This is a genomic window from Methyloversatilis sp. (genome assembly GCF_051861465.1).
Lineage (GTDB): Bacteria > Pseudomonadota > Gammaproteobacteria > Burkholderiales > Rhodocyclaceae > Methyloversatilis.
The window spans coordinates 24,466-36,495 of the sequence record NZ_JBHYCQ010000002.1; the positions used below are offsets into that span (position 1 = coordinate 24,466).

Annotated in this window: 14 protein-coding genes and 1 tRNA gene; 7 read left to right on the top strand and 8 right to left on the bottom strand. The window is 64.0% G+C overall.

Going from position 1 to position 12,030, the window contains the following annotated elements; all coding sequences use genetic code 11:
- Positions 1–87 precede the first annotated feature (87 nt).
- Positions 88–164: transfer RNA gene (locus ACTIFF_RS02410), tRNA-Pro, on the bottom strand.
- A 69-nt stretch (positions 165–233) separates the two neighbouring features.
- The gene (locus ACTIFF_RS02415) at positions 234–1,163 is read right to left on the bottom strand and encodes a polyprenyl synthetase family protein (RefSeq protein WP_306477779.1); all 930 of its coding nucleotides are present in this window, start codon (positions 1,161–1,163) and stop codon (positions 234–236) included.
- A 181-nt stretch (positions 1,164–1,344) separates the two neighbouring features.
- Between ACTIFF_RS02415 and rplU the strand changes: the two genes are divergently transcribed.
- The 4 genes from rplU (at position 1,345) to proB (ending at position 4,283) form a co-directional block, all read left to right on the top strand.
- On the top strand, positions 1,345–1,656 hold the full coding sequence (rplU, locus tag ACTIFF_RS02420; RefSeq protein WP_069038061.1) for a 50S ribosomal protein L21: 312 nt from the start codon (positions 1,345–1,347) through the stop codon (positions 1,654–1,656).
- A 50-nt stretch (positions 1,657–1,706) separates the two neighbouring features.
- Complete coding sequence (rpmA, locus tag ACTIFF_RS02425; RefSeq protein WP_257079529.1) at positions 1,707–1,970, top strand: 50S ribosomal protein L27; 264 nt, start codon at positions 1,707–1,709, stop codon at positions 1,968–1,970.
- Between the two features lie 122 nt (positions 1,971–2,092).
- Positions 2,093–3,184 carry an Obg family GTPase CgtA gene (cgtA, locus tag ACTIFF_RS02430; protein WP_439535390.1) on the top strand — a complete coding sequence of 364 codons (1,092 nt, stop codon included), beginning with the start codon at positions 2,093–2,095 and terminating at the stop codon, positions 3,182–3,184.
- The gene (gene proB, locus ACTIFF_RS02435; protein ID WP_439535391.1) at positions 3,168–4,283 is read left to right on the top strand and encodes a glutamate 5-kinase; all 1,116 of its coding nucleotides are present in this window, start codon (positions 3,168–3,170) and stop codon (positions 4,281–4,283) included. The genes cgtA and proB overlap by 17 nt, the downstream gene beginning before the upstream one ends.
- Positions 4,284–4,305: 22 nt before the next feature.
- On the opposite strand, the gene ACTIFF_RS02440 is transcribed toward proB, so the two are convergent.
- Positions 4,306–5,775 (bottom strand): sensor histidine kinase, encoded by a 1,470-nt coding sequence (locus ACTIFF_RS02440; protein WP_439535392.1) that lies wholly within the window; start codon positions 5,773–5,775, stop codon positions 4,306–4,308.
- Positions 5,776–5,897: 122 nt separating this feature from the next.
- Between ACTIFF_RS02440 and ACTIFF_RS02445 the strand changes: the two genes are divergently transcribed.
- The 3 genes from ACTIFF_RS02445 to ACTIFF_RS02455 all read left to right on the top strand — a co-directional run bounded on the left by ACTIFF_RS02445 (position 5,898) and on the right by ACTIFF_RS02455 (position 7,230).
- On the top strand, positions 5,898–6,059 hold the full coding sequence (locus tag ACTIFF_RS02445) for a DUF1328 domain-containing protein (RefSeq protein ID WP_083223920.1): 162 nt from the start codon (positions 5,898–5,900) through the stop codon (positions 6,057–6,059).
- Positions 6,060–6,098: 39 nt separating this feature from the next.
- Positions 6,099–6,737, top strand: coding sequence for a response regulator (locus ACTIFF_RS02450; protein ID WP_257079525.1), 639 nt, complete (start codon positions 6,099–6,101; stop codon positions 6,735–6,737).
- Between the two features lie 91 nt (positions 6,738–6,828).
- Complete coding sequence (locus ACTIFF_RS02455) at positions 6,829–7,230, top strand: response regulator (RefSeq protein ID WP_439535393.1); 402 nt, start codon at positions 6,829–6,831, stop codon at positions 7,228–7,230.
- A 369-nt stretch (positions 7,231–7,599) separates the two neighbouring features.
- Here the strand turns inward: ACTIFF_RS02455 and ACTIFF_RS02460 are convergent, their stop codons facing one another.
- From ACTIFF_RS02460 to ACTIFF_RS02480, 5 genes are all read right to left on the bottom strand, one after another.
- Positions 7,600–7,839 (bottom strand): hypothetical protein, encoded by a 240-nt coding sequence (locus tag ACTIFF_RS02460; RefSeq protein ID WP_439535394.1) that lies wholly within the window; start codon positions 7,837–7,839, stop codon positions 7,600–7,602.
- A 322-nt stretch (positions 7,840–8,161) separates the two neighbouring features.
- Positions 8,162–9,436: a phospholipase D-like domain-containing protein gene (locus ACTIFF_RS02465; RefSeq protein ID WP_439535395.1), complete on the bottom strand. Its 1,275-nt coding sequence runs from the start codon at positions 9,434–9,436 to the stop codon at positions 8,162–8,164.
- A 31-nt stretch (positions 9,437–9,467) separates the two neighbouring features.
- Entirely contained in the window at positions 9,468–9,644 is a 177-nt protein-coding gene (locus tag ACTIFF_RS02470) for a hypothetical protein (protein ID WP_439535396.1), read from the bottom strand.
- A gap of 299 nt (positions 9,645–9,943) precedes the next feature.
- On the bottom strand, positions 9,944–10,717 hold the full coding sequence (locus ACTIFF_RS02475; RefSeq protein ID WP_439535397.1) for a Crp/Fnr family transcriptional regulator: 774 nt from the start codon (positions 10,715–10,717) through the stop codon (positions 9,944–9,946).
- 576 nt (positions 10,718–11,293) lie between these two features.
- Positions 11,294–11,941, bottom strand: a complete 648-nt coding sequence (locus ACTIFF_RS02480; protein WP_439535769.1) for a Crp/Fnr family transcriptional regulator — start codon at positions 11,939–11,941, stop codon at positions 11,294–11,296.
- Positions 11,942–12,030: the final 89 nt, after the last annotated feature.

Genomic DNA, 12,030 nt, shown 5'->3' on the forward strand with positions numbered 1-12,030 from the left:
GCCCTTCGCGTTCAGGACGCTGTTGTCGAATCCACCGTGAGAGAAACAAAAAAGCCACCTCGAGAGGTGGCTTTTCCGCGGGATTCTTGGTCGGGGAAAGAGGATTCGAACCTCCGGCCCCTGCGTCCCGAACGCAGTGCTCTACCAGGCTGAGCTATTCCCCGATCTGCACGGCCGGTAACCCGTGCAGCACTGCTGTTTCGTCACCCTGCGACAACGAGGCGCGCATTATGCTAGAACTCGCGCTCAACTGCAAACGCCGCGAGATCGAACAGACTCTGCATGTATTCGTTGGACGGCAAACCCTGCAACGCGGCGCTTGCCAGCGCGGCTTCGGCGCGTGCGTGACTGCGTGCCGCATCGATGGCGCCACTGGCGACGACCGCTTCGAGCACGGCTGCCCAGTCATCGCGCCCACCCTCTTCGATCGCGTGCCGCACGGCGGCCACCTGCGGCGGTGTGCCGTTCTTCATGACGTGGATCAATGGCAGCGTAGGTTTGCCTTCGGCCAGATCGTCGCCGAGATTCTTGCCGATGGATTGTTCGTCGCCGGAGTAATCGAGCACGTCGTCGATCAACTGGAAAGCGGTGCCCAGATGCATGCCGAAGCGCGCAAAGCGGTCTTCGACCTCGGGTGTCGAGCCAGCCAGCAGCGCACCCAGCCGGCTGGCCGCTTCGAACAGCTTGGCCGTCTTGTAGCGGATCACCTGCAGGTAGCGTTGCTCATCGACGTCGGCGTCGTGGCAGTTGAGCAACTGCAGCACCTCGCCTTCCGCGATCACATTGGTGGCCTCGGCCAGCACCGCCTGCACCCGCATGCTGCCCACGCCCACCATCATCTGGAAGGCGCGCGAGTAAAGAAAGTCGCCGACCAGCACCGAAGCGGCATTGCCGAACAGTGCGTTGGCCGTCTTGGCACCGCGCCGAAGTTCCGACTCGTCGACGACGTCGTCGTGCAGCAGCGTCGCCGTGTGGATGAACTCGACGACTGCAGCCAGCTCGGTGCGATGCGCACCGGTGTAGCCGCAGGCGCCCGATGTCAGCAACACCAGCGCCGGACGCATGCGCTTTCCGCCCGCACCGATGATGTACTCGGCCACCTGACGCACCAGCACGACGTCGGAATGCAGCCGCTCGCGGATGACCACATCGAGCTGGCTCATGTCGTCGGCGATCAGGCTGTAGAAGCGGTTCAGGGATGACAAGGCAGACGGCCGACGCGGAAAAACGCGGATGGTAGCAGCGCACGCACGCCCGTCAAGTTCGCGCATTCGACACCCTTTGACTTCGACGTCCGGGCTCGGATATACTTATTGATTCCCTTAAACCTTATTGGGGTTACACATGTACGCGGTCATAAAAACCGGTGGCAAGCAGTATCGCGTTGCCAGCGGCGAAAAAATCAAGGTAGAACAGATACCTGCGGATGTGGGCTCGGAAATCGTGATCGACCAGGTTTTGATGGTCGGCGAGGGCGAATCGGTCAAGATCGGTGCGCCCCTGGTTGCCGGTGCCAGCGTTCGTGCAACGGTGCTCACTCAAGGGCGCCACAAGAAGGTGACGATTTTCAAGATGCGCCGCCGCAAGCACTTCCAGAAACACCAGGGGCATCGTCAGAACTACACCGAGCTGCGCATCGAAGCCATCAACGGCTGAGAGTGTTAACAGTGCGTTGGCCGCACTGAGCGTATTCAGGAGAGCATGAAATGGCACACAAAAAAGGCGGCGGCAGTACGCGTAACGGTCGCGATTCGGAGTCGAAGCGTCTTGGCGTCAAGAGCTACGGCGGTCAGTTGATTTCGGCAGGCAGCATCATCGTGCGTCAGCGTGGCACCGAATTCCACCCGGGCGACAATGTCGGCATGGGCAAGGACCACACGCTGTTCGCGAAGATCGAGGGCGTTGTACAGTTCTCCGTCAAGGGCGCAACCCGCCGTCGCGTAGTGACCATCGTTCCGGCTGCAGCCTGATCCAGGCTTGACGGAACCGAGGCCCTGCCCCCGAGGCAGGGCTTTTTGTTTGTGCCGCCGGCACGGCACCGAAGCAGCGTTCTCGTTGTATCCAGCATTGATCCAGTCAGGTGTGAAGCGAAATGAAGTTCTTTGACGAAGCGAAGATAGAAGTCATCTCCGGTGACGGTGGAAATGGCTCTGCCTCGTTCCGGCGCGAAAAATTCATTCCGTTCGGCGGACCCGACGGCGGTGACGGTGGTCGCGGAGGCAGCATCTGGGCCATCGCCGATCGCAACCTGAACACGCTGATCGATTTCCGCTACACGCGCATGTTCAAGGCCGACAGCGGTGCCAACGGCCGCGGTGCCGATTGTTACGGCCGCGGCGGCGAAGACCGCGAACTGCGCATGCCGGTCGGCACGACGATCACCGATCTGGCGACCGGCGAAGTCATCGCCGACCTCGACCGCGACGGTGCGCGTGCGCTGATCGCCAAGGGCGGTCGTGGCGGTCTGGGCAATCTGCATTTCAAGTCGAGCACCAATCGCTCGCCCAAACAGACCACGCCGGGTGAGGAAGGCGAGCGGCGCGAACTGAAGCTGGAGCTGAAGGTGCTCGCCGATGTCGGTCTGCTCGGCATGCCGAACGCCGGCAAGTCGACCTTCATCCGCGCCGTTTCCGCGGCGCGACCCAAGGTGGCCGATTACCCCTTCACCACGCTGGCTCCTAACCTCGGCGTGGTGCGGGTCGATGAGTCGCGCAGTTTCGTGCTGGCCGACATTCCCGGCCTGATCGAAGGTGCCGCGGAAGGCGCCGGCCTGGGTCACCAGTTTCTGCGTCACTTACAGCGCACGCGCCTCCTGCTGCATCTGGTCGACATCGCACCGTTCGACGAGGCGGCTGACCCGCTGTATGACGCGCGCGCCATCGTCGAGGAACTGCGCCGTTACGACGATGCGCTGTACCAGAAGCCGCGCTGGCTGGTGCTGAACAAGATCGACCTGATCCCCGAAGACGAACGTGCCGCGCGCGTGAAGGCTTTCGTCGACGCATTCGGCGCCGAGCGCGTCTTCACCATTTCGGCACTGACGCGCATCGGCTGCGACGGCCTGTGCTACGCCGTGATGGACCACGTTGAAGCCACGCGCCCGCCGCCCGAACCGGAGCCTGACGTGCGCGATCGCGACATCACTGAACCCGCCGACGAGAGCGACGATGAGAGCGCGAATTGAGCGGGCGAAACGGCTGATCGTAAAGGTCGGCAGTGCACTGGTCACGAACAACGGCGCCGGGCTTGACCTCGGCGCACTGCAGGAATGGGCGCGCCAGATCGCCTCGTTGCGTGCCGAGGGCCGCGAAGTGCTGCTGGTGTCGTCCGGTGCCATCGCGGCTGGCATGCAGCGTCTGGGCTGGGCCACACGACCGCACGCAATGCATGAATTGCAGGCCGCAGCCGCCGTCGGTCAGATGGGCCTGGCGCAAGCCTATGAAGGGGCCTTCTCTGGTTACGGTCTGGTGTGCGCGCAGGTACTGCTGACGCACGAAGATCTGGCCGACCGCACGCGCTACCTGAACGCACGCTCGACGCTCTCCACGCTGATGGAACTGGGCGTGGTGCCGGTCATCAACGAGAACGACACTGTCGTCTACGAAGAAATCAAGTTTGGCGACAACGATACGCTGGGCGCGCTGGTCGCCAATCTGACCGAAGCCGACTGCCTGATCATCCTGACCGACCAGAACGGCCTGTACACGGCCGACCCGCGCAAGGATCCGGCCGCCACGCTGATCAGCGAGGGCGATGCCGACGATGCGCGCTTCGAAGCCATGGCCGGCGGCGCCGGCAGCGGCATTTCTCGCGGCGGCATGATCACCAAGGTACGCGCTGCACGGCGCGCCGCGCGCAGCGGCGCCGATACGGTGATCGCCAGCGGCCGCGAACCCGATGTGCTGCTCAGGCTGGTGCGCGGCGAAGCACTGGGGTCGTATCTGAAGGCCGGCAGTTCGCCGCTGGCCGCCCGCAAGCAATGGCTGGCCGATCATCTGCAGATGGTCGGCACGGTCACGCTCGACGAAGGCGCCGCACGCGCACTGCGTCAGGGCAGAAGCCTGCTGCCGGTGGGTGTGATCGACGTGCAGGGCCAGTTCGAGCGCGGCGCCGTCGTGGCGTGCCGCGATGCCCAGGGCAACGAACTGGCGCGCGGGCTGATCAACTATTCGGCGTCGGAGACGCGCCGCATTGCACGCCGCGCCTCGTCGGAGATCGAGGCGCTGCTGGGCTACATCGACACCGAAGAACTGATCCACCGCGACAACATGGTGCTCGCCTGAACGCTTTGGTGCGCTGAGGTGCTCACTCGGCGGGTGGCAGCGGCAGACTGAGCGACAGCTGGGTGCCGTGTCCCGGCGCGGGACCGATGCGGAAGCTCCCGCCCAGCGCATCGGCGCGGTACTTCATGCCGAGCAGACCGTGCGACCCCGTCTTGCCGCGCGATCCGGCGGCGATGCCGACACCATCGTCAACGATTTCCAGCGCGATCTTCCCTTCCGCAGCCGACAACGTGATCGTCACGCGGCTCGCCTGCGCGTGCTTGCGGATATTGGTCAGCGCCTCCTGCACCACGCGGTAGATCGCGATCCCGCGGTCGCGGTCGAGTTCGAGCTCGTCGGGCAGCTGCAGCACCAGCTCGAAGGGCGCCGACGCGCGGGTTTCATCGGCCAGCGCTTCGAGTGCCGGCAGCAGGCCCAGATGCGTCAGCACCGTCGGCACCAGACCTTCGATGACGCGCCGCTTGATCTGCACGCCCTGCTCCAGGATGTCGCACACGCGGGCCAGCGAATCGACGTCCGGGCTTCCCTGCTTGCGCGCGCGGCGCAGCAGCATCGATGCCTCCATCCGGCTGGCCGTCAGGATGGAGCCGAGCTCGTCGTGCAGTTCGCGCGCCAGCGACGACTTCTGCCGCTCGGCTTCGGTCTGCAGATGACTCGCCAGCTCCGACAGCTCTTCGGTGCGCACGCGCACCAGCGCATCGAGCTCGTCGCGCGCCTCGCGCAGCCGGTTCGCCGTGGCCAGTTCCACCTGACTGCGCATCGAGTAGGCGCGCAGCAGCAGGATGAGAAGCAGCACGCCGATCGCGACGACTGCGATGGCCACACTGCGCTGATGTTCGATCTCCTCGCCCAGCAGCGCCATCTGCTCTTCCAGATAGGCGCGTTCGGTCTTCACCAGCGGTTCGAGCGCATCGCGCAGCGGTTCCTGCGCAACCACCGGCGGCAGGAACACGTCCATTACCTCGACCGGACTCGCATCGGCCGGCAGCGCCCGCAATCGCTTGAGCTCTTCGCCTTCGGTAACACCGACGCTGCGCACGAGGGCGATACGCTCCGGATCGATCTGGCGACGCATCGCCCAGCCGACCACCTCGTCGGCCGCGCTGGCCAGACGCTGCGCCGCGATCAGGTGCTGCTGAAGATGGTCGACGGAGGGCTCTTCTATATAGCGGGTTTCGGTCAGCGTGACCTGGGCGTTGTCGAACACCAGATCATTCAGTGCCGCGAGTGAAAGACGCGAGGCGTCGATTTCCTCGCGCGCACGCTGCATCGACTGAAAGGTGGTTTCGGAAATGACCGTGAAAGCGATGCCCACCGCGACGACCAGCAGGGCACCCCAGCGGAAGCGCGCCAGCCGCATCAGTACGCTGTCGGTCAGCCGCTCAGCGCCGCCGGTCGCCGACTCCGCCTTGCGCGCTGCCCGCGACAGACCTTCGGTGATGACGCGGCGACGCTCAGCACCGGTTGTCGTTCGGCGCTCGGCGTCAGACATGTCCGACGCCCTGCCGATAACGCGGACGACAGCTGCCGACAGGGCGAGGCCCTATCGTCAACCCATGAGCTCCGACGCAGGCGTCGGGTACGAAAAGTGGTCCATTCACCCAGGAGGCTGCCATGCTGCACTATGCCCTTATCTTCTTCATCGTTGCCCTCATTGCCGCCCTGTTCGGTTTCGGTGGTATTGCCGCCAGTGCAGCGGGTATAGCAAAAATACTGTTTTTCGTCTTTCTGGCGCTGACGCTGGCATCCTTCGTACTCGGGCTGTTCAGACGCTGAGCGTCTGCAGCCAGCGGCACCCACTGAAGGAAACCGACCATGAACAAACGACGCATCCTGCTCGCGGACGATCATCAGATCGTCCGCAACGGCCTGCGCCAGCTCATCAATGGCGAAGCCGATCTCGAGGTCTGCGCGGAAGCGGCAACCAGCGCGGAAACGCTGACACTGCTGCGCCAGCAGGACTTCGATGTGCTGCTGCTCGACATTTCGATGCCCGATCGTGACGGCATGGATACGCTGCGCCTGCTGCGTACCCACCGCGCCGACCTGCCGGTACTCATCATCAGCGCCTATGCGGAAGAACAATACGCGCTGAACATGCTGCGCGCCGGTGCCAACGGCTACATCCGCAAGGATGCCGACGTGGACGACATCCTGACTGCCATCCGCACGGTACTGCGCGGCCGGCGCTACGTCAGTGATGTCGTGGCCGACCTTCTGACGCAGCGGCTCAATGGCGACAACGATGCGCCTGCGCACCAGCAGTTGTCGGAGCGCGAGTTCCAGGTGCTGCACAAGCTGGCCACCGGCAAGTCGGTCACCGAAATCGCGGAAGAACTGTTCATCAGCGTCAAGAGCGTCAGCACCTATCGCAGCCGCCTGCTGACCAAACTGAATCTGAAAAGCAATGCCGAACTGACCTACTACGCGCTCAAGAATGGATTGATCGAGTGAGGGCGTCTGTCGGCCCCGACCTACAGTTCACCGGGAGCGTTCATGCGAAACTCGCGCTCCCGGGCTTTGCCCCCTGACGCACGACACCGCCGTGGAATGGCCCCGCTCTCCCTCCGAAGCCGCACGTCAGCGCCCGATCCGGGTGCTGCTGGTCGAAGATTCGCCGCTGATCCGCAAGCATCTGGTTGCCCTGCTTGAAGACAGCGAGGGGATCAGCGTGAGCGACGAAGTGGACACCGAAGCGGCGGCCATCGCGGCGCTCGACAGCAACAGCTTCGATGCCGCCGTGGTCGATCTGCAACTGCGGGAAGGCAGCGGCTTCGGCGTGCTGCAGCATCTGAAGCGCCACTACCCCGATGTGCTCGCGGTCGTACTCACCAACAGCAACACGCCCGCCATGCGCGCACGCAGCCTGGCGCTCGGCGCCCATCACTTTCTGGACAAATCGAGCGAATTCGACCGCGTGGCCGAACTGCTCGAAGCCCTGCGCTGAGTGTCGGGAAGGCGTTGCGGCGGGCGCACAACCATGCCGGTTGCCCCGGCTGATCCCCCCTTCGGTCCGCACCTGTCCTGCCGGCTGAAATCCTCAGACGGATCGGGCCTCGGACACAGGACGCCACTGCCAGGTTGAGTTGAAGGATCAACACTTCGAATTGGGCCTATTCAATCGTCAGCACTGGATGCTCGAAGCTGGACCACAAGAGCAGTCTTCGCGCGCGTCAAGCGTTCGTGCGCAGCGGGATACAGGCGTAAAGACACGGCGTGCTCGTGGTCGAATAGCGGTCGTAAGCGCAGGCGCATGCAGTGCAGCCGCATCGGCCCCGGGTATCGCAGTTGCACCGGCAAGAACACCCCCCTTCAATCATTTCTTCCGGACCCGTGTCTTCGACACCGGAACCAGACGGGCGCGGCGTTCCGCATCCAGGCCGGACGACGCATGCATGTCGGTGTCGACCATGCCGGCATCGAGGTCGCGCTTGGCCTGGACCATCACAGGATCAGGCTCCACCGCGATGGCGTCGGGCGACTCATCGCGTTCGTGCGGCAACGCAAGGCCGCTGGCGGGTGCATGGGTTCGGGTGGTACGCGGCGGCGTGGCCACCTGCCGTCCGACAGGACGTTTCGTGCTTGAGCTTCTGGGCATATGCAACCTTGTTCTGGTGGTCAATGATCGGACAGGGCAGACCGCGTGCGGCGAACTGCCGGGGTGGTGCTGCGTGAATGCTCCTGGACTTCACTGAGCGGGGGCGTGTGCACGCTGGGCGACGCACGCAGCCTGCGCGGGCGGTCCCGGATAGGCGCTGCGTCTGCTCCGGTCCCATGCATCGCGTGACTCACAGCTGGCGCAGGCCCCGGCAATTCCGTGACCGGGCGGATTATGTTCGGCCCGCTGTTCGAAAAGGTCTGTGCGACCGCCCACATGGTCAGAGCTGGGTGCCGATGAGCGAGGCCAGCCACTCACCCACCCTCTCGCGCACAGGTCTGGCCTCCCACTGTGCGTAGGTCACAGGTCGGGCCAGCGCAAGATCGTCTTCGAACGAAGCGGTCTGCGCGCTTGCGAAGGCGGCGTCGACGATGTTGAGCGTCGCTTCGTCATTGAGGCGAAACGACCGGTTGTCGAAGTTGGTGGAACCGACCGAGACAAGCAGACCATCGACGATCATCAGCTTGCAGTGGTACATCGTCGGCGCGTACTCGGCGATCATGGCGCCGGCCTTGAGCAGCGGCCCCCAGGTGGCCCGCGACGCGCTGCGCACAGTGTCGCTGTCGATGTGCTTGCCAGGCACCACGATGCGTAGCCTGACGCCACGCTTCAATGCCTCGGCGAGCGCTTGCAGCGTCAGCGCGTCCGGCACGAAGTACGCCGCAGACAGATCGATGGAACGCGATGCCGCGGTGATGGCGAGCAGGTACATCAGCTGCATGCTTTCGCTGCCACCGCTGGGCGAACTGCTGAACATCTGCGCCGATACGGCGCCCGCGGGTGTCAGCGCCGGGAAGTATTCGGATCCGTGCAGGACGTCGCCGGTGACCTTGATCCAGTTGTCGATGAAGACCGACTGCATCTGCGCCACCACGGGACCTTCGACTTCGAAATGCGTGTCGCGCCAGTGCCCGGGATCCTGCGCACGGCCGGTCCATTGTGGCGCGATGCCCACGCCGCCCGTGAAGCCGATGCGGCCGTCGACGACGAGCAACTTGCGGTGCGTCCGGTTGTTCATGCGCCCGAGATGCGACCAGTGCGGTGGATGAAACCGCCTGACCTGAACACCGGCCTGCTCCATCACGGTCATCAGGCCATCGTCCATTTTTGCGCTGCCGACCCAGTCAAGCAGCACATGAACGTTCACGCCGCTGCGCGCACGCTCGGCCAGCGCGTCGGCGAACTCGCGGCCGATCGCGCCCGACCAGTAGATGTAAGTCTCGAAGGTGATGGATACGCGTGCGCCGCGGATCGCAGCCAGCATCGGCGGGAAGATTTCGTCGTCATTGAGCAGCGCACGTACCTTTGTTCCCTGCACAAAGGGCGGTCCGAGCAACACGCCGAGTTCGTGCACGAATCGGGGATCGTCGAGCGTGAACAGACGTTCGATGCGGCGCTCGATCTTCGTTTCGCCGCCGACGAAGTTTGCGATCAGCAAGCCGGCGATCCCGCACAGGCCAGCCACGACAACAGCGGTGAAAATCCGGCGGGGCATGTGACGCATCTGTCTGCGGCTGACTGGCGGGTCAGCGCTTGCGCCCGGGTTTGGCTTTCGGCGCAGCCGGCGCAAGCGCGTCGGCCGCCGCCTTCACGCGCCGCCGAGCCTGTGCAGTCGCCTGGCCACGCAAGGTGCCTGCGACGCGATTCGCCGTGCTCAGCCACATGCTCATGATCGGGTTCTTCTTCAGCCAGGGGTTCGCCATCTGGGTCCTTCGGCTGTCGCGGTACGCGCCGGAATGATGTTGTCGGTGCCGGAAAGCCCCGGGAAGCCGAACCGCGGAACGCGCAACCCGGGTACAGGCGCTGCGGGATGCGTTGCGGAACCCCGTCGGACGGAAATTCGACGAGGCGGCTGTCAGTGTTCGCCACGGTGTCTGACGACAGGAAGACACACCCGTTGCCCGCACATACGGGTCAAAAGGGCACGTCCCGCGATCACCACGCCACTCTGATGCACAGGGCGATCTGCCACCGTCTGCCAGCGAACAAAACCCCGAAAAGATCAGATCGCTTCGACGGCGGGCAGCAGGCGATCGTATTCCTGCTTCACCACGCGATAGCACTCGCAGGCGCGGTGCTCGAGCGCCGGACGGTCCAGCACCCAGATGTGGCCGCGCGCGTAGTGAATGATGCCGGCAGCCTGCAGCTTGAGTGCCGCTTCGGTGACACCTTCGCGGCGCACGCCCAGCATGTTGGAAATCAGCTCCTGCGTCATCACCACTTCGTTGCCGGGCAAGCGATCCAGGCTGAGCAGCAGCCAGCGGCCGAACTGCTTCTCCAGCGAATGGTGGCGATTGCACACCGCGGTCTGACTCATCTGTGTGATCAGGGCCTGGGTATAGCGCAGTACGAGGTGCGAGACCGCGCTCGACAGTTCGAACTCACCCAGGAAGGCATTCGCCCGAAGTCGGTAACCTTCGCCCGCACTTTGCACCACGGCGTGGCTCGGTGTGGAACCACCGCCCATGAAGACCGAAACCCCGACCAGGCCCTCAAGGCCGACCACCGCGATCTCCGCCGACGATCCGTCCTCCAGCACATAGAGCAGCGACACAATCGCGCTGGTGGGGAAGTAAACGAAGTCCTGCTGCGCACCGGACTCGTAGAGCACCTTGCCGAGCGGCAAGTCGACCCGCTCAAGCTGGGGTTTCCAGCGTTGCCATTCTGCATCGGGCAGGCATGCCAGAAGCTTGTTGTCGAGCGGGTTATGCCATTCAACCAACTGCCCTCCTCCCCCGCCGGACGCTGGCAGTGAATCGCCTGTAACGGAGCACATTACGCTTCCGGGGGGCGCGCGAACACTATCGTTAGGGCGTGAATGGATAAGACGCTCGGACAAGTTTGAATGATTCGCTGACAGCGGCGCCCGGCACGGTAAGTCGAGGGATGATTACCGGTGTCATTGCCTGCCGACGAAGCCAGTCCGTCAACAAGACCTTCCCCGACGTGTTGCTGACGACGTCAGCCTTGTCAGCACGACCGCCTTCACCCGTGGCGGAGTTCTGGCGCCCCGGCAGCCGCAGGGCTGCATGTCGCCGCCGAGCTTTCCCGTTCATCGCGACGAATCGATGGCGCGCCACTCCGTCGGGAAGCGCAGCCTGGCTCGGCGCCCGATTCTCGCGTGGCATGGCGCGCAACGCGCCATGCAAGTGCGTCATTTCCGTCATCGATCGGGGTACTGTGGCTCAAGCTTCAGCCCGCAATCCCGCGGCTGGTCGAACTGCATGCATTGTTGCGATCACAACACCCGATGCGCACTCATGCAGACCAAACCATAGCGGGCTGTTCAGCCCTCATCGCACTGAAGCACACTGCGCACGGCCAACGTATGCCGGCAAAAACCCTGAAAGAATCAGGCGGCCTGGACCGCGGGCAGAAGACGATCGTATTCGCGCTTCACCACGCGATAGCAGTCGCATGCGCGGGCCTCAAGCCCGGCGCGGTCCAGCACCCAGATATGGCCGCGCGCGTAGTGGATGATGCCGGCAGCCTGCAGCCTGAGCGCCGCTTCGGTCACACCTTCCCGGCGCACGCCCAGCATGTTGGCAATCAATTCCTGAGTCATCAGTAGCTCGTTGCCGTGCTGGCGGTCCAGGCTTTGCAGAAGCCAGCGGCAAAGGAGCTGATCCACCGAATGGTAGCGGTTGCACATTGCCGTGTGGCTGATCTGCGTGAGCAGGGCCTGCGTGTAGCAGAGCATCAGGTACTGGACACGATCGGAGCGTTCGAATGCGGCATTGACGGCATCTGCGCGAAGCCGGTAGCCGCTGCCTGCGCTGCACACCTCGTCGCGGATGGGCATGGATGCGCCCCCCAGGAAGACGCAGATCCCCACCGCGCCTTCACGGCCCACGACCGCGATCTCCGACGACGCGCCGCCTTCCGTCGTGTAGAGCAACGAGACGATGGCGCTGGTCGGGAAATAAACGAACTTGCGCTGCATTCCAGACTCGTGGATGACCTTGCCCAACGGCAGATCCACCCACTCGAGATGCGGCATCAACAGCTGCAATTCTTCAGCGGGCAGAGAGGCCAGCAGTTGGTTCTCGTGTGCGTACTCGAGTGCGAACAATTCTCGATCCTCCAGAG

Bases quoted from the DNA above. Each gene is read 5' to 3' on its own strand.
- ACTIFF_RS02440 (WP_439535392.1), bottom strand. From the start codon at position 5,775: ATGTCTGACGCCGAGCGCCGAACGACAACCGGTGCTGAGCGTCGCCGC.
- cgtA (WP_439535390.1), top strand. From the start codon at position 2,093: ATGAAGTTCTTTGACGAAGCGAAGATAGAAGTCATCTCCGGTGACGGT.
- ACTIFF_RS02445 (WP_083223920.1), top strand. From the start codon at position 5,898: ATGCTGCACTATGCCCTTATCTTCTTCATCGTTGCCCTCATTGCCGCC.
- rpmA (WP_257079529.1), top strand. From the start codon at position 1,707: ATGGCACACAAAAAAGGCGGCGGCAGTACGCGTAACGGTCGCGATTCG.
- ACTIFF_RS02480 (WP_439535769.1), bottom strand. From the start codon at position 11,941: ATGCCGCATCTCGAGTGGGTGGATCTGCCGTTGGGCAAGGTCATCCAC.
- rplU (WP_069038061.1), top strand. From the start codon at position 1,345: ATGTACGCGGTCATAAAAACCGGTGGCAAGCAGTATCGCGTTGCCAGC.
- ACTIFF_RS02415 (WP_306477779.1), bottom strand. From the start codon at position 1,163: ATGAGCCAGCTCGATGTGGTCATCCGCGAGCGGCTGCATTCCGACGTC.
- ACTIFF_RS02470 (WP_439535396.1), bottom strand. From the start codon at position 9,644: ATGGCGAACCCCTGGCTGAAGAAGAACCCGATCATGAGCATGTGGCTG.
- ACTIFF_RS02475 (WP_439535397.1), bottom strand. From the start codon at position 10,717: ATGTGCTCCGTTACAGGCGATTCACTGCCAGCGTCCGGCGGGGGAGGA.
- proB (WP_439535391.1), top strand. From the start codon at position 3,168: ATGAGAGCGCGAATTGAGCGGGCGAAACGGCTGATCGTAAAGGTCGGC.
- ACTIFF_RS02450 (WP_257079525.1), top strand. From the start codon at position 6,099: ATGAACAAACGACGCATCCTGCTCGCGGACGATCATCAGATCGTCCGC.
- ACTIFF_RS02465 (WP_439535395.1), bottom strand. From the start codon at position 9,436: ATGCCCCGCCGGATTTTCACCGCTGTTGTCGTGGCTGGCCTGTGCGGG.